This is a genomic window from Janthinobacterium sp. OK676 (genome assembly GCF_900103595.1).
Classification (GTDB): Bacteria; Pseudomonadota; Gammaproteobacteria; order Burkholderiales; family Burkholderiaceae_D; genus Janthinobacterium.
In genome coordinates this window covers 55944-78297 of sequence record NZ_FNHA01000015.1, presented here as the reverse complement: position 1 = coordinate 78297, position 22354 = coordinate 55944, and the positions used below count along the sequence as shown (strand labels likewise).

Annotated in this window: 20 protein-coding genes and 1 tRNA gene; 8 read left to right on the top strand and 13 right to left on the bottom strand. The window is 63.5% G+C overall.

Annotated features, from left to right (window positions below; translation table 11 throughout):
• Window positions 1–12: 12 nt before the first annotated feature.
• Window positions 13–546: a KdsC family phosphatase gene (locus BLU39_RS25095; RefSeq protein WP_092718378.1), complete on the bottom strand. Its 534-nt coding sequence runs from the start codon at window positions 544–546 to the stop codon at window positions 13–15.
• A complete protein-coding gene (locus BLU39_RS25090) occupies window positions 546–1556 on the bottom strand; it encodes a KpsF/GutQ family sugar-phosphate isomerase (RefSeq protein ID WP_092718375.1) in 1011 nt (336 codons plus the stop codon). Before BLU39_RS25090 ends, BLU39_RS25095 begins: the two co-directional genes overlap by 1 nt.
• A 108-nt stretch (window positions 1557–1664) precedes the next feature.
• On the opposite strand from BLU39_RS25090, the gene BLU39_RS25085 reads away from it, so the two are divergent.
• Window positions 1665–3644, top strand: coding sequence for a monovalent cation:proton antiporter family protein (locus BLU39_RS25085; protein ID WP_092718372.1), 1980 nt, complete (start codon window positions 1665–1667; stop codon window positions 3642–3644).
• Here BLU39_RS25085 and BLU39_RS25080 read toward each other — a convergent pair whose 3' ends face one another.
• The 3 genes from BLU39_RS25080 to BLU39_RS25070 form a co-directional block, all read right to left on the bottom strand.
• Window positions 3645–4802 (bottom strand): GGDEF domain-containing protein, encoded by a 1158-nt coding sequence (locus BLU39_RS25080; protein WP_092718368.1) that lies wholly within the window; start codon window positions 4800–4802, stop codon window positions 3645–3647.
• 34 nt (window positions 4803–4836) lie between these two features.
• Window positions 4837–5688 carry an MOSC domain-containing protein gene (locus BLU39_RS25075; RefSeq protein WP_092718365.1) on the bottom strand — a complete coding sequence of 284 codons (852 nt, stop codon included), beginning with the start codon at window positions 5686–5688 and terminating at the stop codon, window positions 4837–4839.
• A gap of 121 nt (window positions 5689–5809) precedes the next feature.
• Window positions 5810–6904, bottom strand: coding sequence for a type II asparaginase (locus tag BLU39_RS25070; protein ID WP_092718362.1), 1095 nt, complete (start codon window positions 6902–6904; stop codon window positions 5810–5812).
• Window positions 6905–7037: 133 nt separating this feature from the next.
• On the opposite strand from BLU39_RS25070, the gene BLU39_RS25065 reads away from it, so the two are divergent.
• Window positions 7038–7430 (top strand): hypothetical protein, encoded by a 393-nt coding sequence (locus tag BLU39_RS25065; protein WP_139178482.1) that lies wholly within the window; start codon window positions 7038–7040, stop codon window positions 7428–7430.
• The gene (locus BLU39_RS25060) at window positions 7412–8263 is read left to right on the top strand and encodes a MipA/OmpV family protein (RefSeq protein WP_232731280.1); all 852 of its coding nucleotides are present in this window, start codon (window positions 7412–7414) and stop codon (window positions 8261–8263) included. Before BLU39_RS25065 ends, BLU39_RS25060 begins: the two co-directional genes overlap by 19 nt.
• A gap of 104 nt (window positions 8264–8367) precedes the next feature.
• On the opposite strand, the gene ychF is transcribed toward BLU39_RS25060, so the two are convergent.
• The 8 genes from ychF to BLU39_RS25020 form a co-directional block, all read right to left on the bottom strand.
• A complete protein-coding gene (gene ychF / locus BLU39_RS25055; protein ID WP_034753282.1) occupies window positions 8368–9459 on the bottom strand; it encodes a redox-regulated ATPase YchF in 1092 nt (363 codons plus the stop codon).
• A gap of 214 nt (window positions 9460–9673) precedes the next feature.
• Window positions 9674–10258, bottom strand: coding sequence for an aminoacyl-tRNA hydrolase (gene pth, locus BLU39_RS25050; RefSeq protein WP_076565268.1), 585 nt, complete (start codon window positions 10256–10258; stop codon window positions 9674–9676).
• 115 nt (window positions 10259–10373) lie between these two features.
• Window positions 10374–10982 carry a 50S ribosomal protein L25/general stress protein Ctc gene (locus BLU39_RS25045; protein ID WP_092718354.1) on the bottom strand — a complete coding sequence of 203 codons (609 nt, stop codon included), beginning with the start codon at window positions 10980–10982 and terminating at the stop codon, window positions 10374–10376.
• Window positions 10983–11149: 167 nt separating this feature from the next.
• A complete protein-coding gene (locus BLU39_RS25040; protein WP_034753270.1) occupies window positions 11150–12100 on the bottom strand; it encodes a ribose-phosphate pyrophosphokinase in 951 nt (316 codons plus the stop codon).
• Between the two features lie 150 nt (window positions 12101–12250).
• Window positions 12251–12327, bottom strand: a tRNA-Gln gene (locus BLU39_RS25035).
• Between the two features lie 78 nt (window positions 12328–12405).
• The gene (ispE, locus tag BLU39_RS25030) at window positions 12406–13290 is read right to left on the bottom strand and encodes a 4-(cytidine 5'-diphospho)-2-C-methyl-D-erythritol kinase (protein ID WP_092718351.1); all 885 of its coding nucleotides are present in this window, start codon (window positions 13288–13290) and stop codon (window positions 12406–12408) included.
• Complete coding sequence (locus tag BLU39_RS25025) at window positions 13287–13937, bottom strand: outer membrane lipoprotein LolB (protein WP_092718348.1); 651 nt, start codon at window positions 13935–13937, stop codon at window positions 13287–13289. Before BLU39_RS25025 ends, ispE begins: the two co-directional genes overlap by 4 nt.
• A gap of 87 nt (window positions 13938–14024) precedes the next feature.
• A complete protein-coding gene (locus tag BLU39_RS25020) occupies window positions 14025–15803 on the bottom strand; it encodes a tetratricopeptide repeat protein (protein ID WP_092718345.1) in 1779 nt (592 codons plus the stop codon).
• Between the two features lie 167 nt (window positions 15804–15970).
• Between BLU39_RS25020 and mutM the strand changes: the two genes are divergently transcribed.
• The 5 genes from mutM to BLU39_RS24995 are packed head-to-tail and all read left to right on the top strand — an operon-like array spanning window position 15971 to window position 22307.
• On the top strand, window positions 15971–16807 hold the full coding sequence (mutM, locus tag BLU39_RS25015; protein ID WP_092718342.1) for a bifunctional DNA-formamidopyrimidine glycosylase/DNA-(apurinic or apyrimidinic site) lyase: 837 nt from the start codon (window positions 15971–15973) through the stop codon (window positions 16805–16807).
• 10 nt (window positions 16808–16817) lie between these two features.
• Window positions 16818–18719, top strand: coding sequence for a dynamin family protein (locus BLU39_RS25010; protein ID WP_092718339.1), 1902 nt, complete (start codon window positions 16818–16820; stop codon window positions 18717–18719).
• Between the two features lie 23 nt (window positions 18720–18742).
• Complete coding sequence (mutY, locus tag BLU39_RS25005) at window positions 18743–19906, top strand: A/G-specific adenine glycosylase (RefSeq protein ID WP_092718336.1); 1164 nt, start codon at window positions 18743–18745, stop codon at window positions 19904–19906.
• Window positions 19906–21696: a sensor histidine kinase gene (locus BLU39_RS25000; RefSeq protein ID WP_175539413.1), complete on the top strand. Its 1791-nt coding sequence runs from the start codon at window positions 19906–19908 to the stop codon at window positions 21694–21696. Before mutY ends, BLU39_RS25000 begins: the two co-directional genes overlap by 1 nt.
• Window positions 21693–22307, top strand: a complete 615-nt coding sequence (locus BLU39_RS24995) for a response regulator transcription factor (RefSeq protein ID WP_092718330.1) — start codon at window positions 21693–21695, stop codon at window positions 22305–22307. Before BLU39_RS25000 ends, BLU39_RS24995 begins: the two co-directional genes overlap by 4 nt.
• Window positions 22308–22354 lie beyond the last annotated feature (47 nt).

The following is a 22354-nucleotide window of genomic DNA, read 5'->3' as shown; positions in this document are numbered from 1 at the left end:
AGGCGGCGCGCCTCACTCCAGGAACGGCGCCATGACGCGCGTATAGTTGTCCTGCGCGCGCAGCAGGAATTCGCAGATCTCGCGCACGGCGCCACGGCCGCCGCCGGCCTGCGTCACATGGTGCGCCAGGCCCTGCGCTTCCGGACGCCCGCCCGGCACGCTGACGGCAAAGCCCACGCGTTTCAGGATGGGCGCATCGATGACGTCGTCGCCGATATAGCCGCATTGCTCTTCCGTCAAGCCCGTCAGCGCCAGCAGTTCACGAAACGGCGTCAGCTTGTCGTGACCGCCCTGGTGCACGTGGGTAATGCCCAGGTCCTGCGCGCGGCGCGCCGTGATGGCCGAGCGGCGCGCGCTGATGATGGCCGTCTGCACGCCCGATTCCTGCAGCAGCTTGATGCCCAGGCCATCATACACATTAAACGTTTTCATCATCTCGCCATCGGGGCCGAAATGCAGGCTGCCGTCGGTGAGCACGCCATCGACGTCAAAGATCATCAGTTTGACCTTGGCCGCGCGTGCCAGGTTGTCCGCCACGCTGTCCATCAGATCACCTTCGCTTGCGTCAGGTCATGGATATGCAGCGCGCCCACCAGCTTGCCGTCGGCATCGACGACGAGCATCTGGTTGATGCGGAACTGCTCCATCACGGCCACGGCATCGACGGCCAGGCGTTCGGGCGCGATGCTGCGCGGCTGCGCATGCATGACGTCGCGGATCGCCACTTGCGTGAAGTCCTGCACGCGCTCGAACATGCGGCGCAAGTCGCCATCCGTAAACACGCCCACGGGACGGTTGTCGGCATCGACGATGGCCGTCATGCCCATGCCCTTCTTCGTCATTTCTTCCAGCGCCTGCAGCAGGGATGCCTCAACGGGCACCTTGGGTACGCGTTCGCCGCTGCGCATGACGTCATGCACGTGCGTGAGCAGGCGGCGGCCAAGGGCGCCGCCCGGGTGCGAGCGGGCAAAATCTTCTTCCTTGAAGCCGCGCAAGTCGAGCAAGGCCACGGCGATGGCGTCGCCCAGGGCCAGGGTGACGGTAGTGCTGGCCGTCGGCGCCAGGTTCAGCGGACAGGCTTCTTTTTCAACAGAAATATCCAGGTGCACGTCGGCCAGCTGGGCCAGGCTGGAATTCGGCTTGCCCGTCATGGAAATCAGTACGCCGCCCATGCGCTTGACGACGGGCATGATGGCCATCAGCTCGGACGATTCGCCCGAGTACGATATGGCAATAAAAGCATCGTCCGAGGTGACCATGCCCAGGTCGCCATGGGCCGCTTCGGCCGGATGCACGAACAGGGCCGGCGTACCGGTGGACGCGAGGGTGGCGGCAATCTTGCGCGCGATATGGCCGGACTTGCCGATGCCGGAGACGACGACTCTTCCTTTGCATTGGAGCAACAGCGCCACGGCGCGGCCCACGCTGTCGTCCGTGGCCAGGCGCGCGTGCAGCGCAACGATGGCGTCGGACTCGATCTGCAAGGTGGTGCGGGCTAGCGCAACGGCGCGCTCGGTCGTCGCTTGCATGTCAATTCGATCAAAAGCTTTCAGCATTGTTTTTTCATGGGTTACACTCATGCCCAAAGTATAAACGAATTAGGAAAGCAAAAAACTTGCCAGTCACAACAAACAACGATTTCCATTGACCGCACCGGGCAACCCATGTTTTCCTCGCTTGAACTGACCCTGATGTTACTCGGCAGCGCCGTGCTGGGCGTGGTCGCTTTCAGAATGTTGCATTTGCCGCCCATGCTGGGCTACCTGGCCGTTGGCATCGTCATCGGCCCCCACGCGCTGGGCCTGGCGGCCGAAAACGAGGCCAGCCATACCTTGGCCGAGTTCGGCGTCGTCTTTCTGATGTTTTCCATCGGACTCGAATTTTCCCTGCCCAAGTTCCTCGCCATGCGGCGCATCGTCTTCGGCCTTGGCATGGCGCAGGTGGTCACCACCATCATCGCCACCGTCGTCTTCGGCTGGTTCGTCGGACGCTACCTGTCCGCCTACGTCCACCTGAGCTGGCAAGCCGCGTTCGCCCTGGGTGGCGCGCTGGCCATGTCGTCGACGGCCATCGTGTCGAAAATGCTCACGGAACGGCTGGAACTCGAAAGCGAGCACGGCCGCAAGATCATCGGCATCTTGCTGTTCCAGGACTTGGCCGTCGTGCCCCTGCTGATCCTGATTCCCGCCCTCACGCGCGATTCGGACAACCTGGCCGAAACCCTGGCCTGGGCCGGCGGCAAGGCCCTGGTCGTGCTGATCTTGCTGCTGTTCATCGGCCAGAAGATGGTGCGCGGCTGGCTGACCATCGTTGCCAAGCGCCGCTCGCAAGAATTGTTCATGCTCAACCTGCTCTTGATCACCCTGGGCGCGGCGTGGATCACGGAGCGGGCCGGGCTGTCGCTGGCCCTGGGCGCATTTGTTGCCGGCATGCTCATTTCCGAGACGGAATTCAAGCACCAGGTGGAAGAGGACATCAAACCGTTCCGCGACGTGCTGCTGGGCCTGTTCTTCATCACCGTCGGCATGCTGCTCAATATCCGCGTCGTGTTTGAGAACTGGTGGCTCGTGCTGCTCCTGCTGTGCGGCCCCGTGCTGCTGAAATTTGCCCTGATCGCGGGGCTGGCCCGGCTGTTCGGGTCCAGCAACGGCGTGGCCCTGCGCACGGGTCTGGGGCTGGCGCAGGCGGGCGAGTTCGGCTTCGTGCTGCTGAACCTGGCTGGCGGCATCAAGCTGATGGACCCGTTCGTCGTGCAGGTGGTGCTGGCCTCGATGGTGCTGTCGATGCTGGTGGCGCCCTTCCTCATCGCCAAGTCCGACGCCATCGTCATGAAACTGGCGGCCAACGACTGGATGATGCAATCGCTGGCGCTGACGAAGATTGCCACGCGCACCATGGCGTCGCAGAAACACGTGCTGATCGCCGGCTTCGGGCGCAGCGGGCAAAGCCTGGCCACCCTGCTGGCGGAAGAAAAGATCGAATACCACGCGCTGGACCTGGACCCGGAACGGGTGCAGGAAGCGCAGCTGGCCGGCGCCAACGTCTCGTATGGCGACGCGGGCCGGCGCGAAAGCCTGGTGGCGGCCGGCATCTACCGGGCCAGCGCCGTGGTCATCACGTATGCCAACACGCCGTCGGCGCTGCGGTTATTGCATTTGCTCAATGAAATGGCGCCGACCTTGCCCGTCATCGTGCGCAGCCACGATGATAGCGACCTCGACCAACTCAAAAAGGCGGGCGCGGCCGAAGTGGTGCCGGAATTGATGGAAGGCAGCCTGATGCTCGCTTCACACGCGCTGATCATGATGGGCGTGCCCCTGCGCCGCGTCGTGCACCGGGTGCAGGCGGCGCGCGAGGAACGCTATGCCTCCTTGCGCGGTTATTTCCATGGCACCAGCGATGCGGGCGACGATGCCGAGCTGGAGCGCCTGCATACGGTCACCGTCAGCGACGGCGCGCATTGCGTGGACTTGCCCTTGAGTGCGATCGACGTAGCCGGCTGCGGCGCGTTTGTGACGGCGATCCGCCGCGGCCGCGGCCGCCTCGAAGTCACGCCCGAAACGCAGCTGGCCAGCGGCGACGTGGTGGTGCTGCGCGGCACGGCCGACGCCGTGGCAAAAGCGGAAACTTTACTTTTAAAATAATTAACTGCGCTGCGCCTGCCAGCTGACGACCTTGTTGCGCCCGGCCGCCTTGGCCTGGTACAGGGCCTGGTCCGCGTGCGCCACCAGTTGCTGCGCCACCGTTTCGATCGGTAGCAGGGCAGCGTCCGCTTCCAGGCTGGCCACGCCGATCGACACGCTGACCCACGCCTGCGCGCTGCCAGGCAAGTCGAACATGGTGCCGGCAATGCTGGCGCGGATGCGCTCGGCAACGAAGGTTGCGCTGTCGAGGCTGGCATCGATCAGCAGCACGACGAATTCCTCGCCGCCGAAACGGCCCAGCGCATCGGAGCGGCGCAATTCCGTGCGGATGCGCGTGGCCACTTCGCGCAGCACCTCATCGCCGCCCTGGTGGCCATGCGTGTCATTGACCAATTTAAAATGGTCGATGTCGATATACATGCATGAGATGCAATAATTCTGGCGCCGCGCGCGGGCGATTTCTTCCAGCAGCCGGCGGTCGATATAGCGGCGGTTGTAGACGCCCGTCAGGGAATCGGTCAGGCCGATGTATTTGAGCATTTCATTGCTGATCACGTTTTCCAGGCAAATGGCGATGATGGACGCCATGTGCTTGATGAAGTCCGTGCCCAGCGCAGGCGTAAAGCGCGTCACGTCGCTGCTGGCCAGGTTCAGGCTGCCGATCAGGCGCTTGTTGCGCAGCAAGGGCACCAGCGCCACGCTGCGCAGCGCATCGATGCCGGGAAAGCGGGGGCCATGCACGGCCGCGTCAAACTGTCCCAGCAGCGGCAGCGGCGGCAAGGCCGCTTCGCCTTCGGCCACGGGCTGTGGTGCGGCAAAGCCCAGCTCGGCCACGGCATGCACGAACAGCAATTGCGGGAAGGCGCTGAAATCGACGCCCAGCTTTTCCATCACCAGCACGATATCGTCATCTTCGTCGAGCAGGCTCAAGGTCACGCCGTCGAGGTCGGAAATCACGGGCAAGGTGCGGAAGATGGTGCCGATCAACTCGGGAAACGTGGACGCGCTGACGATTTCCAGGTCGAACGCCTGGTGGCGGCACATGATGTCGTGGTTGCGCTCGACCTGTTCCAGCAGATAGGCCATGCGCGCGCGCAGGGCCTGGTTTTCGGCTTCGAGGCTGGCAATGCGCGGGTCCGGCGGTATTGCTTGATTCATAGAAACCTTAAACCCTTGTATGCGGGCGCCATGCTTAAAATGCCAGTTCGAAACCGATGTCCTGCCCCACCACGATACGCTCATCGCCGCCTTCGGTGACGATGGCGTTCATGCCGAAGCAGATGGCGCCGTCGAGCTCGGGCTTGGCGCGATAGCCATGCATGACGTCGAGCGGGTCCGGGCCTGGCACGCCCGTGGCCTGGTCCACCGACGGGATCGGGCAGCGCGAGCACGGCTTGACGGGTTTCAAGGTGGTCGCGCCGAATTGCAGGAAGTCGGCGTAGTCTTCCTCGAAGGCGCCGATATCGCCGATGACGAGGTTGGGGCGGAAACGGTTCATCGGCAATGCCTCCCGGCCAGCCGCGCGCAGCTTGTCATTCACGTCATCGAGCGAGGCATTGCCCGCGATCAGCACCGGATAACCATCGGCAAACATGGTCTCGGCAGCCACGCCATTGGTCCATGTGGTGCTGGTGGCGCGCACCACGTCCGGGTGAAAGCGCGCCAGGCGGCACGGCACGCCGATGGCATTGGAAAACCAGGTGGCCGTGACGTCGTCGCAATCGTAGGCGCGCACGCTATCGTCCCACACCTGCACCTCGAGCATGGGCGCCAGTTGCGGATGCGGCAAGCCCAGCTCGATTTCCAGGCGCAGCATGCCCGGCGCGCGCAATTCCAGGGTGGTAGCCTTGATGGACGGCACGATCAGCGCCATGCGCGGATATTCGCGCTGGGTCAGGAAGCGGCCCTGCTCATCGACCACCATCCATTCGCGGTCGAACACGTGTTCGCTCATCAGCCCTGAACGCGTCAGGACCGCCTCGCGCAAATGGATGCCGGCGCACGATTTGATGGGATACAGAATGATGTCGGACAGGATGGCCATGAACCGGAGACAGTGTTGCTGCTTCTGTCAGGAAGTTATTCAGAGGCGAAGTATGGCAGCAAAGCGGGCAAGCGTAAATCAGCCAGGCCCAGCCGATGAGGCTGGCCTGGCGCGGCAAGGATCAATACGTGTAGAAAATACGCTGGATTTCTTGCGTGCTGTTCGTTTTGGTCAGGGCCAGCATCAGCAGGATGCGGGCTTTTTGCGGGTTCAGGGTGTCGGAGACGACGCTGTCGAGTTCATCGTCGTTCGCTTCGCCATTGCGCGCCACGATACCTTGGCCGACGCGGCTCGAACGCACGATCAGCACGCCCTTCTGGCGCGCTTCCACCAGGGCCGGCTTCATTTGCGCGGCCACGCTGCCATCGCCCACGCCAGCGTGGATGATGCCCTTGGCGCCAGCGGCGATGAAGGCGTCCATGCCGACACGGTTCATGTTGGCGTAGCCATAGACGATGTCCACTTGCGGCAGGGCATCGAGCTTGCTGATGTCAAATTCCGTTTCCAGGGTGTGCTTGCGCGTCGACTGGCGGTAGAAGTAAGGCTTGCTGCCCTGGATGTAACCGAGCATGCCCAGTTCCGGCGACTTGAAGGTGTCGGTCGTCGAAGTGTTGGTTTTGCTCACTTCACGCGCGGCGTTGATCTGGTCGTTCAAGGCGACCAGCACGCCCTTGCCCACGGCTTCCTTGCTACCGGCCAGCAACACGGCGTTGTACAGGTTGATCGGACCGTCAGCCGAGATGGCCGTTGATGGACGCATGGCGCCCACCACGACGACCGGCTTGTGGCTTTTCACGGTCAGGTTCAGGAAATACGCCGTTTCTTCGATGGTGTCCGTGCCGTGCGTGACGACCACGCCGTCGACGTCGTTCGAGGCCAGCAGCACGTTGATGCGCTTGGCCAGGGTCAGCCAGTGGCTGTTGCCCATGCTTTCACTGGCGATCTGGAATACTTGCTCGCCTTTTACGTTTGCCACTTTCTTCAGTTCCGGCACGGCCGCGATCAGGCGCTCGACGCCGACGGTGGCCGAGGTGTAGCCGACGGTGGTCGTGCTGTCGGCGCCGCTGCCGGCGATGGTGCCGCCTGTTGCCAGGATCACCACGTTCGGCAACTTGACAGCCGCCTGTTGCGCGCGCGCAGGGGAGGCTGCGACAAAACCCATCAGCAAGGTAGCCAGCATCAGCTGTGCACAAGAATGAAATTTACGTGAAAACATGGTGCTCCTGTTCGGTGATGTGTCAAAGATAACAAAGTCGTGTGCAAATTATATGTCATCAGTGCTACAAAAAAGCCCCGATTCGCGCGTTCTGCGCAAACGTGCGCCCCTTCCCATACGCTACAGTGGCGCCATGTCCACACTCCTGCACATCCGGTCTCGCCTCGTCCTGCCGTTCGTCCTGATGGCGCTGGGCGCCTGCGCCACGCAAATCGAACTGCGCACGGCGGCGCAACAGGAGCAGTTCGCGCGGGAAGCGGCCAGCCAGGGCGACTGGACGCAAGCCATGCGCAACTACGCGGACGCCGCCGATAATGTCGAACTGGGCCATGGCGATCCCGCTTGGCAGGCGCGGCTGCACCACGAGGCGGGACGGGCCGCCAGCGCCGCCTGCCGCGACGACGCGGCCGCCTTTCATTTCCGCAGCGCCATCGCGCTGGCAAAGAAAAGCGGCCAATCGAGCGCCCTCAGCGACAAGGCGCTGGACTCGCTGCTCGCCGGCAAACCTTGCGCCGTGCCCCGATGAACGCCGCGCGCGCATTGCTGGCGGCATCGGCCTTCTGCTTCGCCATGGCGCCGGCCCGCGCCGCCGAAGCACCGCTGCCATTATGGGAAGCGGGCGTGTTTGGCGGCACGGCCGTCACGCCCGCCTATCCGGGCGCCAGCGAACGCTCGACGCGCAGCCTGGCCCTGCCCTATCTGATTTATCGCGGCAAAGTCTTGCGCGCCGACCGCTCCGGCGTGGGCGCGCGCCTGTTCGACACGGAGCGCCTCGACTTCGATATCGGTTTTGCCCTGTCCTTGCCGGCCCGCTCCAGCGACGTGCCGGCCCGGCGCGGCATGCCGGACCTGGGCACCCTGGTGGAATTTGGCCCGCGCCTGAAAATCAAGCTGGCCGAACCCACGCAGCACAGCCGCCTGGGGCTGGAACTGCCCTTGCGCGCCGTCATCGAAGCGCGCGGCGGCCTGCGACGCCAGGGCGCCACGTTCGAGCCGCGCCTCGTCTACGCGCTGCAAGGCGAACAGCAGGCCTGGCATGTCGACGCCAGCCTGGGCGCCATGCTGGGCAATGCCGCCATCAACGATTACTTATATGGCGTGGACCCCGCGTTTGCCACCGCTCAGCGCCCCGCGTATGCGGCAAAAAGCGGGCTGATGCTCACACGGCTGAGCCTCGGTGCTTCGTACCGGCTACAACGGGACTGGCGCGCCTTTGCCTTTGTACGCTACGACAACTACACGGGTGCCGCCAACCGCGCCAGCCCCCTGCTGCGCCAGAACAGCGGAACCTCGGCCGGCATCGGGCTGATGTGGACGTGGCGACGCTCGGAGAGCCTGGCGCGGGGCCGTGAAGACTAGAAAATCGCCCCAGCGCAGACATGCTGGCCATGCGGGCAATAAAAAACCCTGCAAATCAATGACTTGCAGGGTTCTCGGTGGCGCCATACGGGAGCGCGTCGGGGTTAGACGTTGAACAGGAAGTTCAGCACGTCGCCATCCTTGACCACGTATTCCTTGCCCTCGGCGCGCATCTTGCCCGCTTCCTTGGCGCCCGCTTCGCCCTTGTAGGCGATGAAGTCGTCATAGGCGATGGTTTGCGCGCGGATGAAGCCGCGTTCGAAGTCGGTGTGGATCACGCCGGCCGCTTGCGGCGCCGTGGCGCCCACGGGAACGGTCCACGCGCGCACTTCCTTCACGCCTGCCGTGAAGTAGGTTTGCAGGCCCAGCAGCTTGTAGCCGGCGCGGATCAAGCGGTCCAGGCCTGGCTCTTCCATGCCCATGTCGGCCAGGAAAGCACCCTTGTCGGCGTCGTCCAGGTCGGCGATTTCCGCTTCCAGCGCGGCGCAGATAGCGACGATGGGGGCGTTTTGCGATTGCGCATAGGCCGTCAGCTGGTCCAGCAGCGGGTTGTCCGTGAAGCCCGAATCGGACACGTTGGCCACGAACATGGCCGGCTTGGCCGTGATCAGGCACAGCGGCTTGATCAGTTCCATTTCGTCGGCATCCAGGCCCATCGCGCGCACGGGTTTGGCGTCGTTCAGGTAAGGCATCATGCGTTCCATGATGGCCAGCAGCTTGGCCGCGTCCTTGTCGCCCGAGCGGGCTTTCTTGTTTTCGCGGTGGATGGCTTTTTCCACGGTGCCCATGTCGGCCAGCGCCAGTTCGGTCTGGATGACTTCGATATCGTCGAGCGGGTTGATCTTGCCGGCCACGTGGATGACGTTGTCATCTTCGAAGCAGCGCACGACGTTGACGATGGCGTCCGTTTCGCGGATGTGCGACAGGAACTGGTTGCCCAGGCCCTCGCCCTTCGATGCGCCCGCCACCAGGCCGGCGATGTCGACGAATTCCACGATGGCGTTGACCATGCGTTCCGGCTTGACGATGGCGGCCAGCGCATCCATGCGCGGATCCGGCACTTCGACGACGCCGACGTTCGGCTCGATGGTGCAGAACGGATAGTTTTCAGCCGGGATGCCGGCTTTCGTCAGTGCATTGAACAGGGTGGACTTGCCGACGTTCGGCAAGCCGACGATACCGCATTGGAGACTCATGGAAAACCTTTAATAATCAAAGCACATGGCGCCGTCTATCGGCGTGCTTGCCGTGCTGTTAGGGAAAACGGGCGATGGTTCGCCCTTTTCCGGGGATAGTGCGTGTGCTGCGTTTCAAGGGGTCAATTGTACCCGTGTCCCGCGCGCTTCAAAAGCCCGATGATGGGCAAATGGCGCCAAAACAGCCGCATCGTGACGCCATCAGGCCCTGTTCTCAGGCCGTATGCAGTTTCATGGTCGCCGCCTCGAACTTGCCTTCGACGATCTGCGGCATCACCTGCAACGATTTTTCGATCGCTTGCTCGATCAGTTCCTGGTCTTCGCGGCGCGGGCGGTGCAGCACGAAGTCGGCCACCTGCTGCTGCAGGCTCAGGGTGCGCGGGTGGCCGATGCCCAGGCGCAAGCGCCAGTAATCCTGCGTGCCCAGCGCGGCCGTGATGTCTTTCAAGCCATTGTGGCCGCCGGCCGAGCCGCCCTTTTTCAGGCGCGCGATGCCGGGCATCAGGTCGAGTTCGTCGTGCACGACGAGCACTTCATCGGCGGCGATCTTGAAGAAGCGCGCCAGCGCACCCACGGACTGGCCCGAGCGGTTCATGAAGGTCAGCGGTTCGAGCAGCCAGACTTCCTTGCCGCCTATCGACGTTTTCGCCAGCATGGCGTTATAGCGCGAGTCGCGCTGCAAACGCGTGCCGGGCAAGCTATTGGCAAGATTGTCCACCAGCCAGAAGCCGGCATTGTGGCGGGTTTGTTCGTATTCGGGTCCCGGATTGCCGAGGCCGACGATCAGGCGTATGGGCATGGCTGTGTCTGCAATGTAAAAGAAAGCATTATCGGTGAAAACAGGCAGAAAAAAACCCGCGCGGCGAACCTGGCGGGTTTTTCCTTGCGACTACCGCATTGCTGCGGCGGCAAAATTACTTCTTGTCAGCAACAACTTCAGCAGCAGCGGCTTCAGCAGCAACGTGGCCAGCCGGTACCGAAGCGGTAGCGATGGTCAGGTTGGCGCCGTGGGTGACAGCGGTCACGCCAGCTGGCAGGACCAGGTCGCCTACGTGCAGCGAGTGACCAACGTCGATGTTCGACAGGTCAACGTTGATGAATTCTGGCAGCTGGCCTGGCAGGCAAGCGACTTCGATTTCGTTGGCAACGTGGCTGATGGTCGCGCCGTGCAGTTTGACTGCTGGGGAAACGTCAGCGTTCGTGAAGTGCAGGGCAACTTTCACGTGGACAGGCTGCGATGCGTCAACGCGCTGGAAGTCAGCGTGCAGAACCAGTTGTTTGTATGCGTGGACTTGGAAGTCGCGCAGCAGAACTTGCTGGGAAACGCCGTCGATTTCCAGATCCAGGATCGACGAGTGAAACACTTCTTTTTTCAACGCGTGGTACAGGGCGTTGTGATCCAGCGAGATCAGTACCGGGGCTTCAGTGCCGCCGTAAACGATACCAGGGGTTTGGCCGGAAATGCGCAGGCGGCGGCTCGCTCCGGAACCTTGCAATTCGCGTTTGAATGCGATAACTTTCATGTGATACTCCAAGAAGAACAAGGCTTGCGCCTTGTGTTATGAAGATTCCCGCGACCAGGAATCCTCGAAAATGGGGTGCAAAAACACCCCGAAAATTAAAACACTGCGGCGCAACAGGCAAAAAGCCGGTCGCGCCGCAGGCATTACGTCTGTTACTGCTGATCGAATCAGTCGATGAACAGCGAGATGACGGAGTCACCCTTGATGATGCGTTTGAACGTCTCGGCCAGCAGCGGCGCGCACGTCAATTGACGGATCTTGCCGCAGGCCAGGGCCGCTTCGGACAGGGGAATAGTGTCGGTCACGACCAGCTCGTCGAGTGGCGAAGCCGAAATACGGTCGATCGCCGGGCCCGACAGCACCGCGTGCGTGCAATACGCCACGACCTTTTTCGCGCCGCGCTCTTTGAGCACTTCGGCAGCCTTGGTCAGGGTGCCTGCCGTGTCGACCATGTCATCCATGATCACGCAGTTGCGACCTTCGACTTCACCGATGATGTTCATCACTTCGGACACGTTCGCTTTTGGACGACGCTTGTCGATGATGGCCAGGTCGCAGCCCAGGCGTTTTGCCAGGGCGCGCGCACGTACCACACCGCCGACGTCCGGCGACACCACCAGCAGATCCTGGTAGTTTTTCTTTTGCAGGTCGCCCAGCAAAATTGGCGAAGCGTAAATATTGTCGACTGGGATATCGAAGAAACCTTGAATCTGGTCGGCGTGCAAGTCCATGATCAGGACGCGCTCGACACCGGCTTCTTCCAGCATGTTCGCCACCACCTTGGCCGAAATCGCCACACGCGCGGAGCGCGGACGACGGTCTTGGCGGGCGTAGCCGAAGTAAGGAATGGCGGCGGTGATGCGGCCGGCGGAAGCACGTTTCAAGGCATCAACCATCAGCATGATTTCCATCAGGCTGTCGTTGGTTGGAGCACAGGTGGATTGCAAAACAAAAACATCCTTGCCGCGTACGTTTTCGTTAATCTCGACCATTACTTCGCCGTCGGAGAATTTCGAAACGTTTGCTTTACCGAGAGGGATGCCGAGGTTTTTTGCGACCCCCTCTGCCAACGCTGGATTCGCGTTGCCGGTAAAAACCATCAGGTTTTCGTAAGCCATGGGAGTCCCAAGAGGTGATATAGAAGTCTTGAAAAGCACTAACCGGGCATAGGCCCGGTCAGTCATTGTTTAGAATATGCCGCGTGGCGACACATCTGCTTTTTCCCGCACTGGACGCCAACTTCGCATCGACAGACTACGGTGAAAGGGTGGCAGGGGAAGAAGGATTCGAACCTTCGCATGCTGGAATCAAAATCCAGTGCCTTAACCAGCTTGGCGATTCCCCTACGTTACTGACTGCTTGCCGTCATGTTGGCCAGTATTATACCGACTATTTGACGCTAAGCAAAATCTTTTTTTTCTCTCTACAACATGGTGAGCATCGGGTGGCGGCTCAGCGCTTTTGCCTTCCAGGCGATCCAGACTGATGGCACATTGCTGAGCACCGCATCCGCTTCTTCCTGACTGCCAAACGCACCAAACACACAAGCACCGGAGCCAGTCATCCTGGCCTCACCGTAAGCACCCAGCCATTCTACCGCATCTGCTACCGGCTTGAAAAGACTGCATGCTACTTGCTGTAAATCATTCTTACCAAACCCGCCCGCATCGTTTTCTTCTGCGAGGTGCCTGGAAAAGTCCGCTATTGTGACGGGTTCGGTATTTCTCGTCAAGCCTTCCGCACAAAAAATTGCGGCGGTCGGCACTTGCACGCCAGGCTCGATCACCACATACCAGCATTCGGGCGTGGCGACGGGCTGCAGGGCCTCGCCCACGCCTTCGGCAAAGGCATTCTCGCCAAAGATGAAAAACGGGATATCGGCGCCCAGCGGCAAGCCCAGCGCCATCAATTCCTCGCGCGTCAAACCGGCCTGCCACAGGCGGTTCAAGGCCATCAAGGCCGTGGCCGCGTCGGACGACCCTCCGCCCAGCCCGCCGCCCATCGGCAACACCTTGTCGATGGCGATATCGACGCCGCGCGGCAAGGCGCCCGTGCGGCGCAGCACTTCGGCCTGCAGCAGCCTGGCGGCGCGGATGATCAGGTCCTGCTCCTGCGGCACGCCAGCGAGCGCCGTCACGCGGCGGATCAGCGTATCGTCGCGCAACGCGAAGTGCAGGGTGTCGCCATGGTCGAGCAACTGGAACACCGTCTGCAGCAGATGGTAGCCGTCGGCGCGGCGGCCGTTGACGTGCAAAAAGAGGTTCAGCTTGGCCGGCGCGGGGCAGTTATTCAGGGTCGTCAACGTCATTGTGCTTGAGCGGATGGGGCGGGATCGAGCACGATGCGCAGCGACACGGCATCGGCCTGCGCGCTGGCATTGCGTTCGGCATCGATACGCCGCGGTTGGGGCAAGGCGCCCGGTGTATTGTCGGACGCATTTTGCCCTACTTCTTGCCACGACACATAGCGCAGGCGCCAGCCGTCTTTCGTCGTCACGCTGTCGTTGGCCGGCGAAGCGGCGAAGCGCTTGCCATCGGCGCCCACGGCATAGCCCTGCAGCCAGTCGCGCAAGCCCGACACGGGCAAGGACCAGCCCAGCATCTGCGCGCTCAATGTATCGACATCGGGCGCGCTGCGCGGCGCCTTGCCGCTTTGCGTCAGCACGGCCTGCTGCGGCGTGACGGCGATCGTCGCCAGGGTGCTGCCGACGGGCGAATACAAGGTCACGTCCGTGCGCTGCGCCGTCTGCTGCCAGTTGAAATTGACGGTGGCCGATTCCGGCTTGTCATCCTTCTGGTACACGACGTTCAGGCGGCCCGTCAGTTCGACCTGCTCGCGGTAGGGGGCGACGGCCGCAGCCGATGGCGCGGCGCCGGACGAAAAGGGGGAGGTCAGGGTCGAGCAGGCCGAGAGGGACAGGCAAAGGGCGGTGAGAGCAAAGAGGTTTTTTGACATGGGAAATTTTTTGAGTCCACCCCAAGTGCAAAACCCGAGGTCAGACTCCGAAGGTCTGACCCCGGCATTTGTCCTTGGGGTCAATAATCACAAACTGACATTCAAGCGCGCCAGGGTACTTTTCAGCGCATCGTTTTTCGGGTCCTTGCCTTGCGCTTCGCGCCACAGCTTTTGCGCTTCGGCCTTGTCGCCCTTCTGCCACAGCACTTCGCCCAGGTGGACGGCGATTTCCGGATCGCTGCGCACGGCATAGGCGCGGCGCAGCGCGTTTTCCGCCGCGGCCAGGTTACCCATGCGGAATTGCACCCAGCCCATGCTGTCCATGATGAAGGGGTCGCCCGGCGCCATCTGCAAGGCTTTCTCGATCAGCGCATGGGCTTCCTCCAGGCGCAGGCCCCGCTCGGCCAGCGAATAACCGAGCGCGTTGTACGCGTGCTGATTGTCCGGCGCCAGCGCCATCACGCGGCGCAGGCTCGCTTCCATCAGCTCGAATTTGTCCAGGCGCTCGGCCAGCAAGGCGTAGTCGTACAGCAGTTCCGGATTGTCGGGGAAGCGCAGCAAGGCGTTTTCCAGCACCGTGTACGCGCTTTGCACGTAGCCGGCATCGCGCAGGAATTGCGCGTCGACCAGCAGTACCTGCGCCTGGCTGGCCGGATCGTCCGTTTCAATTTCCGTCAGCGCCTTGCGTGCCGCATCGAGATTGCCGCCGCGGGCGATCAGCTGGGCGCGGCGCAAGCGCGCCTCGACATAGCCGGCCGACGCGCTGTTGTCGACCTTGTCCAGCCAGGCGATGGCGCCCGCCGTGTCGCCGCGCGTCTCGGCGATCTGCGACAGTATCATCAGGGCCTTGAACGGATCGCGCGTGTCGCCGGGATTTTTCTCCAGCACGGCCAGGAAGCGCTTGAAGTACTGCTCGGCGCCCTTGGTGTCTTCCAGCTGCAGCGCCACGATGCCGAGCGCATACAGGCCGCCCACGTTATCGGGCTGGCTTTTCAGCAGCAGCAGGAACTGCTCGCGCGCCGGCTCCAGCTGCTTCTGCTCGACCAGCAGGCGCGCATACGCGCCGCGCACCTCGACGGCGTCCGGGTTCTTTTGCAGGAAAGCGGCCAGCACCTTGTTTGCCGCCTCGGGTTCGCCCGTCACCTGCGCCAGGGTCAGCGCGGCCAGTTCCGAGTTCGGCTTGATGGCCAGCGCCTTGTTCGCCTCACGGATGGCGCGCTCACGCTCGCCGATCGACAAGGCGCCCTGCGCCAGCACCAGGTGCGCTTCGAACATGTCGAGGTAAGGCTCCACCAGGCGCGTCACCATCGAATACGCATACAGCTTGTCATTCGAGCGCGACAAAATCTGCTGCATCTGGAACAGGGCCACGCCACGCGCACCCGGTGGCGCATTGGCCAGGCGTTCGGCGAAGATCGGCTCCGCTTCCTCGATCTTGTCCGTCAACACGACAAAGCCGAGGAAGAATTGCGTTGCCTCGTCCGATTCGGGCGCCAGTTCGCGCCACAGGCGGATGGCCGCCAGCGCTTCGGGTCCCTGCTTGGCGGCCAGCGCCATTTCGGACGCGCGGCGCGCCAGGCGGGGATCACGCGTCTGCTGCGCCGCCACCATCATCGTCACGTAAGGCCCTTGCCACTGGCCGCTCTTGAATTCCATTTCTGCCTTGGTCAGCTTGTACAGCAGGTCGCTGCTCAACTCGACCTTGGGCAAGCCGTCTGCCTTGGACTCGACGCCCTCTTCCTGCGGCGCTGCGGACGCGGCCGCAGCGGGGCTGGCCGCCCCCTCGACAGGGGCGACAGGCGTCTGTGCCATGGCATGCGTGGCCATCAGGGCGGACAAGGTTACAATGGCGAAAGCGTTTTTCAAAGGCTGATCCTGGCTAAACGGCAAAGTTTGATTCTACGCCCAACGCGGCTATCGCGTACTTCACGTATGTAACGAAATATATACATCGTGGCGGCGTCACTTGCCCGGGCCTGCCCTCGGCCAGCAAGCCGCCTGTTTTTTACCCGGTTTTCAACCATTCGAGCCCTATGCCAGAATTGCCAGAAGTCGAAGTCACACGGCGCGGTGTCGCGCCCCACCTCGAAGGGCGCGCCGTGCGCTCCGTCGTGCTGCGCCGCGACGGCCTGCGCTGGCCCTTCCCCCCTGCCCTGGGCGACCAATTATCGGGGCAAACCATCGGCCTGACGGGGCGCCGCGGCAAATACCTGCTGATCCACTTCCGCCACGGCACCCTGATCATCCACCTGGGCATGTCGGGCCATTTGCGCGTGCTGCCAACGGGGACGGAAGCGCAGAAGCACGACCATTTCGACCTCGTCGTGGAAGACGCGCAAGGGGGCAGCCAGGTGCTGCGCATGACGGACCCGCGCCGCTTCGGCGCCGTGCTGTGGCACGACGAGGCCGACGGTCCGCTCGACGGCCACGCGCTGCTGCGCGGCCTGGGCACGGAACCGCTGGAAGGCGGCTTCACGGGCCAGCTGCTGTTCGAAAAAACGCGCAACAAGGGCACCAATATCAAGCAGGTGCTGATGGCGGGCGACATCGTCGTCGGCGTGGGCAATATCTATTGTTCCGAAAGCCTGTTCCGCGCGGGGATCAACCCGAAGACGCCGGCCCGGCGCATCGGCCTGGCCCGCTACGAAAAACTGGCGCAAGCGATCCGCGACGTGCTGGCCGAAGCCATCGTGCAAGGCGGCAGCACCCTGCGCGACTTCATCGGCGTGAACGGCCAGTCCGGCTACTTCCAGCAGACGTATTTCACGTACAACCGCGCGGGCAAGCCATGCCGCGTCTGCGGCGCGCCTATCCGCCAGATCGTGCAGGGACAGCGTTCCACGTTCTACTGCGTGAACTGTCAAAAGTAAAGGGGACCTGATGGTCAGAGATTTGGAACAATACAGCGCATGGCGGCAGGACGTGCAGGCCGCCTTGCAGGCATACCGGCAAGCCGCCAGCGCGGCGGGCCTGGTTGACGGCGCGTCCGCGCTGCGCCTGGCGCGCTGTGGCTCCCGCCTGCTCGACGACCGTTTATCCGTTGCCTTCGTGGCGGAATTTTCGCGCGGCAAATCCGAGCTGATCAACGCCATCTTCTTTGCCGGCTACGGCCAGCGCATCCTGCCTTCGGGCGCGGGCCGCACCACCATGTGCCCCACCGAGCTGCTGTACGACGCGGCCTGCCCGCCCTCGATCCGGCTGCTGCCCATCGAGACGCGCGCGCAGAACCTGTCAACCAGCGACTACCGCGACCTGCCCGCCGCCTGGACCGTCCTGCCCCTGAACATCGAAGCGGGCGGCGACATGCAGGAAGCGATCCGCCAGGTCAGCCTGACGAAAAAAGTCAGCGTCGAGGAAGCGGCGCGCTACGGCCTGTACGACGCTGGCGACGCGGACGCCCACGCCATGCTGGACGAGGACGGCCAGGTGGAAATCTCCATGTGGCGCCACGCCATCATCAACTTCCCCCATCCGCTGCTGAAACAGGGCCTGGTCATCCTCGACACGCCGGGTCTGAACGCCATCGGCACGGAACCGGAACTGACCCTGAACCTGATCCCGAATGCGCACGCGGTGCTGTTCATCCTGGCGGCCGACACGGGCGTCACGCGCAGCGATATCGAGGTATGGCGCAACCACATCGGCGCCGGCGCGGGGCGCCTGGTGGTGCTCAACAAGATCGACAGCATGTGGGACGAATTGCGCGGCGATGCCGAGGTGGCGCAAGCGATCGAACGCCAGCAGGCCAGCGTCGCGCATCTGTTGACGCTGGATGCGGGCCAGGTGTTTCCCGTCTCGGCGCAAAAGGCCCTGGTGGGCAAGATCAACGACGATGCGGCGCTGCTGGAAAAGAGCCGCCTGCAGGCGCTGGAAACGGCCCTGTTCGAGGAGCTGATCCCGGCGCGCAAGGAGATCATCCGGCGCCAGCTGGCGTTCGACTTGGACGCCATCGAAGCGGCGCAGCAGGTGCAGGCGGCGGCCCGCGCGCGCGGCATCGCCGAGCAGCTGCATGAGCTGCACAGCCTGCGCGGCAAGAACCAGAGCGTGATCGCGCACATGATGCGCCGCGTCGATATCGAGAAGAAGGAATTCGACAGCAGCCTGTTCAAGCTGCAGGCGACGCGCGCCGTGTTTACCCGTCTGTCCACGGAGCTGTACACAAGCCTGGGCATGGACATCGTGCGCGACGATATCGATGGCGTGCGCGCCGCCATGCAGCGCAGCCGCTTCTTCACGGGCCTGCGCGAAGCCGTGCGCCAGTATTTCGAGCGCATCGCCAGCAACCTGGACCGCTCGGAAGGCAAGACGGCCGAGATCACGGAAATGATGAACGTGATGTACCGCAAATTCGCCTCGGAACACGGCCTGGCGCTGGCCTTGCCGATGCCGTTCTCGCTGGCCCGCTACCGCCAGGAGATCGCCGACATCGAAGCCGTCTACCATAAGCAGTTCGGCACGGCGACCCTGCTCACCACCAGCCGCGTCGTGCTGATGGAAAAATTCTTCGACACTATCGCCTCGCGCGTGCGCCGCAGTTTCACCAACGCCAACGACGACGCCAGCGCCTGGCTGAAAGTCATCATGGCGCCGCTCGAAGCGCAGATCGTCGAGTACAAGGAACAGCTGAAACTGCGCTTTGCCTCGATCCAGCGCATCCACGACGCCACGGGCAGCCTGGAACAGAAAATCGCCGGCTTCGAGGCCAGCCTGGCGGCGCTCGAACGCGACAAGGCGCGGCTGGCACAGTTGCTCGCTGCCTTGCGCGCGGCCAGCGCAACATAGATAACAGAACACTGGAACCCTGCATGAAACGTCTGCTGCATCCGCTCTCGCCCGCCACGGGCGCGGCACCTTTGGAAGATTACGTCGACCCGACTTTTTCCGCCACCGTCATCGCCTGGCAAAAGCAGCACGGCCGCCACGCGCTGCCATGGCAAAACACGCGCGACGCCTACCTGATCTGGCTGTCCGAAATCATGCTGCAGCAAACGCAGGTCACGGCCGTACTCGGCTACTACGCGCGCTTTCTCGAACGCTTCCCCACCCTGCGCGATCTGGCGGCAGCCCCGGTGGAAGACGTGATGGCGCAGTGGAGCGGCCTCGGTTACTACACGCGGGCGCGCAACCTGCACAAGTGCGCGCAGCGCGTGGTGGCCGAATACGACGGCGTGTTCCCCAGCGATCCGGCCCTGCTGGCCGAGCTGCCCGGCATCGGCCGTTCGACGGCGGCCGCCATCTCCGCGTTTTCCAGCGGCACGCGCGCGGCCATCATGGACGGCAACGTCAAGCGCGTATTCGCGCGCACCTTCGGCATCGATGCCTATCCCGGCGAAAAACGGGTCGAGGAAGCCATGTGGCGCCGCGCCGAAGCACTGCTGCCGGAAACCGGCATCGAAGCCTACACGCAGGGCCTGATGGACTTCGGCGCCACCCTGTGCACGCGCAGCAGCCCCGATTGCGGCCGCTGCCCCTTGCAGCCGCGCTGCGTGGCCTACGCCACCGGCCGCACCAAGGATCTGCCTGTGCGCAAACCGAAGAAAACCAGCCCGGAAAAACACGCCGTCATGCTCGTCATCATCGACGATGGCCAGGTGCTGCTGGAACAGCGTCCCGGCTCGGGCATCTGGGGCGGCTTGCTGTCCCTGCCCGAACTCGATGGCCACGTGCTGGCCGATGCAGACTCTCCCCGTGCCATCGACCAGGATGCGCTGGCGCGCGCCGTGGCGCCGTTCGGCGAGATCGAATCGCAGGAACGGCTGCTGCCCATCGCGCACGTCTTCACTCACTACAAGCTGCACATCGTCCCCTGCCGCATCACGCTGGCGCGCCGTCTGGCACTGGCCGGGGAAGCGACGCACGTCTGGTACGACGGCGCGAAAATCGCGGACGCGCCACTGCCCGCACCGATCAAGAAACTGCTGCTGGACCTGTTCGGCGATGCGCGTTCGGCACAGCGCAGCATGTTCTAGTGCGTTTTTTACTGTTCGCGCTGGCGGCGCTGTGTCTGCACGGCGCGCAAGCGGATGACGCACTGCCAGAGGTCCGCATTGGCGTGCTGGCCTACAAGGGCGGCGACGCCGTGCAGCAGGACTGGTCTTACGTGACGCGCCACCTGCAGGCCAGCATACCCGGCATCCGTTTCATCCTGGCCGACTACGACCAGGCGGGCCTGACGCGCGCCGTGCAGTCGCAAACGATCACCTTCGCCATCACCAGCAGCGGTCATTACGTGGCGCTCGAACACAGCGACGGCGCCAGCCGCATCGCCACGCTGGAGTCGCCGTGGACGGACTCGCCGCGCCAGGCCATCGGTTCGGCCATCGTCGTGCGCAGCGCGTCGCCCTTGCATGACCTGGCCGACCTGGCGGGCAAGAATGTGATGGCCGTGGCGCCCGACGCCTTTGGCGGCTACCAGATCGCCGCGCGCGAACTGCGCGAAGCGGGTGTCGATCCCGCGCACGATTTTGCCAGCCTGCGCTACAGCGGTTTTCCCTCGCAGCAGATCGTCGACGCCGTACGGGCCGGACGCATGGATGCGGGCATCGTGCGCACTTGCCTGCTCGAACAGATGGTGGCGCGCGGCGAAGTGCGCGCCGAGGAACTGCGCGTGATCACCACGCGCCCGATTCCCGGCTTTCGCTGCGCCAGCTCGTCGCGGCTGTATCCGGACTGGCCCTTCGTGGCCCTGCGCCAGACGCCGCCCGCGCTGGCAAAAAAAGTGGCGCAAGCCCTGCTGGCCATGCCGCGCACCAGCGAAGGCTACAGCTGGACGGTGCCCAGCGATTATCAGATCGTCGATGAACTGTTCCGCGACCTGCGCATCGGTCCCTACGCCTATCTGGACAAGCTGACGTTCGAGACGGCGCTGCGCCGCTACTGGGGCTGGATGCTGCTGGTGCTGTCCCTGCTGGTCGCCTGGGCCGTGCATACGGTGCGCGTGGAATACCTGGTCAGCCGGCGCACGGAGCAATTGCGCGCGGCCCAGCACCAGCAGCGCGCGCTGGAAGAACAGGCGCGCCAGCGCCAGGCCACGCTCGACCACACGGCGCGCCTGGCCATCCTGGGCGAGATGGCCAGCGCCATCGCGCACGAATTGAACCAGCCGCTGGCGGCCATCGGCAATTTCGCGCGCGGCATGGCGCGCCGCATCACGGCGGGCCGGCTCGACGCGGCGCCGCTGCTCGACGGCGCGCAGGAAATCGCCACGCAAAGCGAACGCGCAGGCGCCATCATCCGCCACATCCGCGCGATGGCGCAAAAGCGCCCCGCGCACAGCACGCCCTTCGCCCTGGCCGGCGCCGTGGAGCAAGCCGTATCGCTGTTCCGCGCGGCCCACCCACACGCCCATATCAGCTGGAACCACGACGGCGCCAGGTTTGCGCCGCGCGTGCTGGCCGACCCGCAGCAAGTGCAGCAGGTGCTGCTCAATCTGCTGAAAAATGCGCTCGATGCGCAGGTGGAAAACGGCAATCCGCAGCAGCCGATCGGCGTGCTGCTGCACCGCGAAAACGGCGCCTGCATGGTAGCCGTGCGCGACGCGGGATGCGGCCTGCCGACAGCGCAGATGGCGCGATTGTTCGAACCGTTCTTTACCACCAAAGCCGAAGGCCTGGGACTGGGCATGTCACTCAGCAAAAGCATCATCGAATCGTTCGGCGGCAGCCTGTCGGCGCACGCCAACGCTGATGCGCCAGGCTTGACGGTCTGGTTCCGCCTGCCCGAAGATAGCGGCATGGAAGCAAACAAGGAAACACCATGAATGAAAGCGATGCGATCATCTTTGTCGTCGACGACGATGCCGCCATGCGCCGCTCGCTGGCCTATCTGTTCGATTCGGCCGGCTGGCAAGTGCAGACTTTTGAATCGGCGCGCGATTTCCTGCAGCGCTACGACGGCCATGCCCCGGGCTGTTTGTTGCTCGACGTGCGCATGCCCTTGATGAGCGGACTGGAACTGCAGCAGGAGCTGGCGCGCCACGCGATTGCGCTGCCCGTGATTTTTCTCAGCGGTCACGGCGACCTGGCCATGGCCGTGCAAACGATGAAGGCGGGCGCCTGCGACTTTCTGGAAAAACCGTGCAAGGACCAGGTGCTGCTGGACGCCGTCTCGCGCGCCGTGGCCCGCAGCGTGGAAGAGGGCCGCAGCGCCGCCAGCACCAATACGGCACAGGCAGCACTGGCGACATTGACGGCGCGCGAACGCGAAGTGGCGCTCTTGATGGCCGAAGGCAAAGCGTCGAAAGTCATCGCCCGCGAACTGGGCATCAGCGACAAGACGGTGCAGGTGCACCGCCATAACACGATGGAAAAACTGGGCCTGCATTCGGCAGCCGAGGTGGCCCGGCTGCTGATGGCGGGTGGGGCGATTTAGGCTGTCTGTCGGATTACGCTACGCTAATCCGACCTACCAACTAGTGG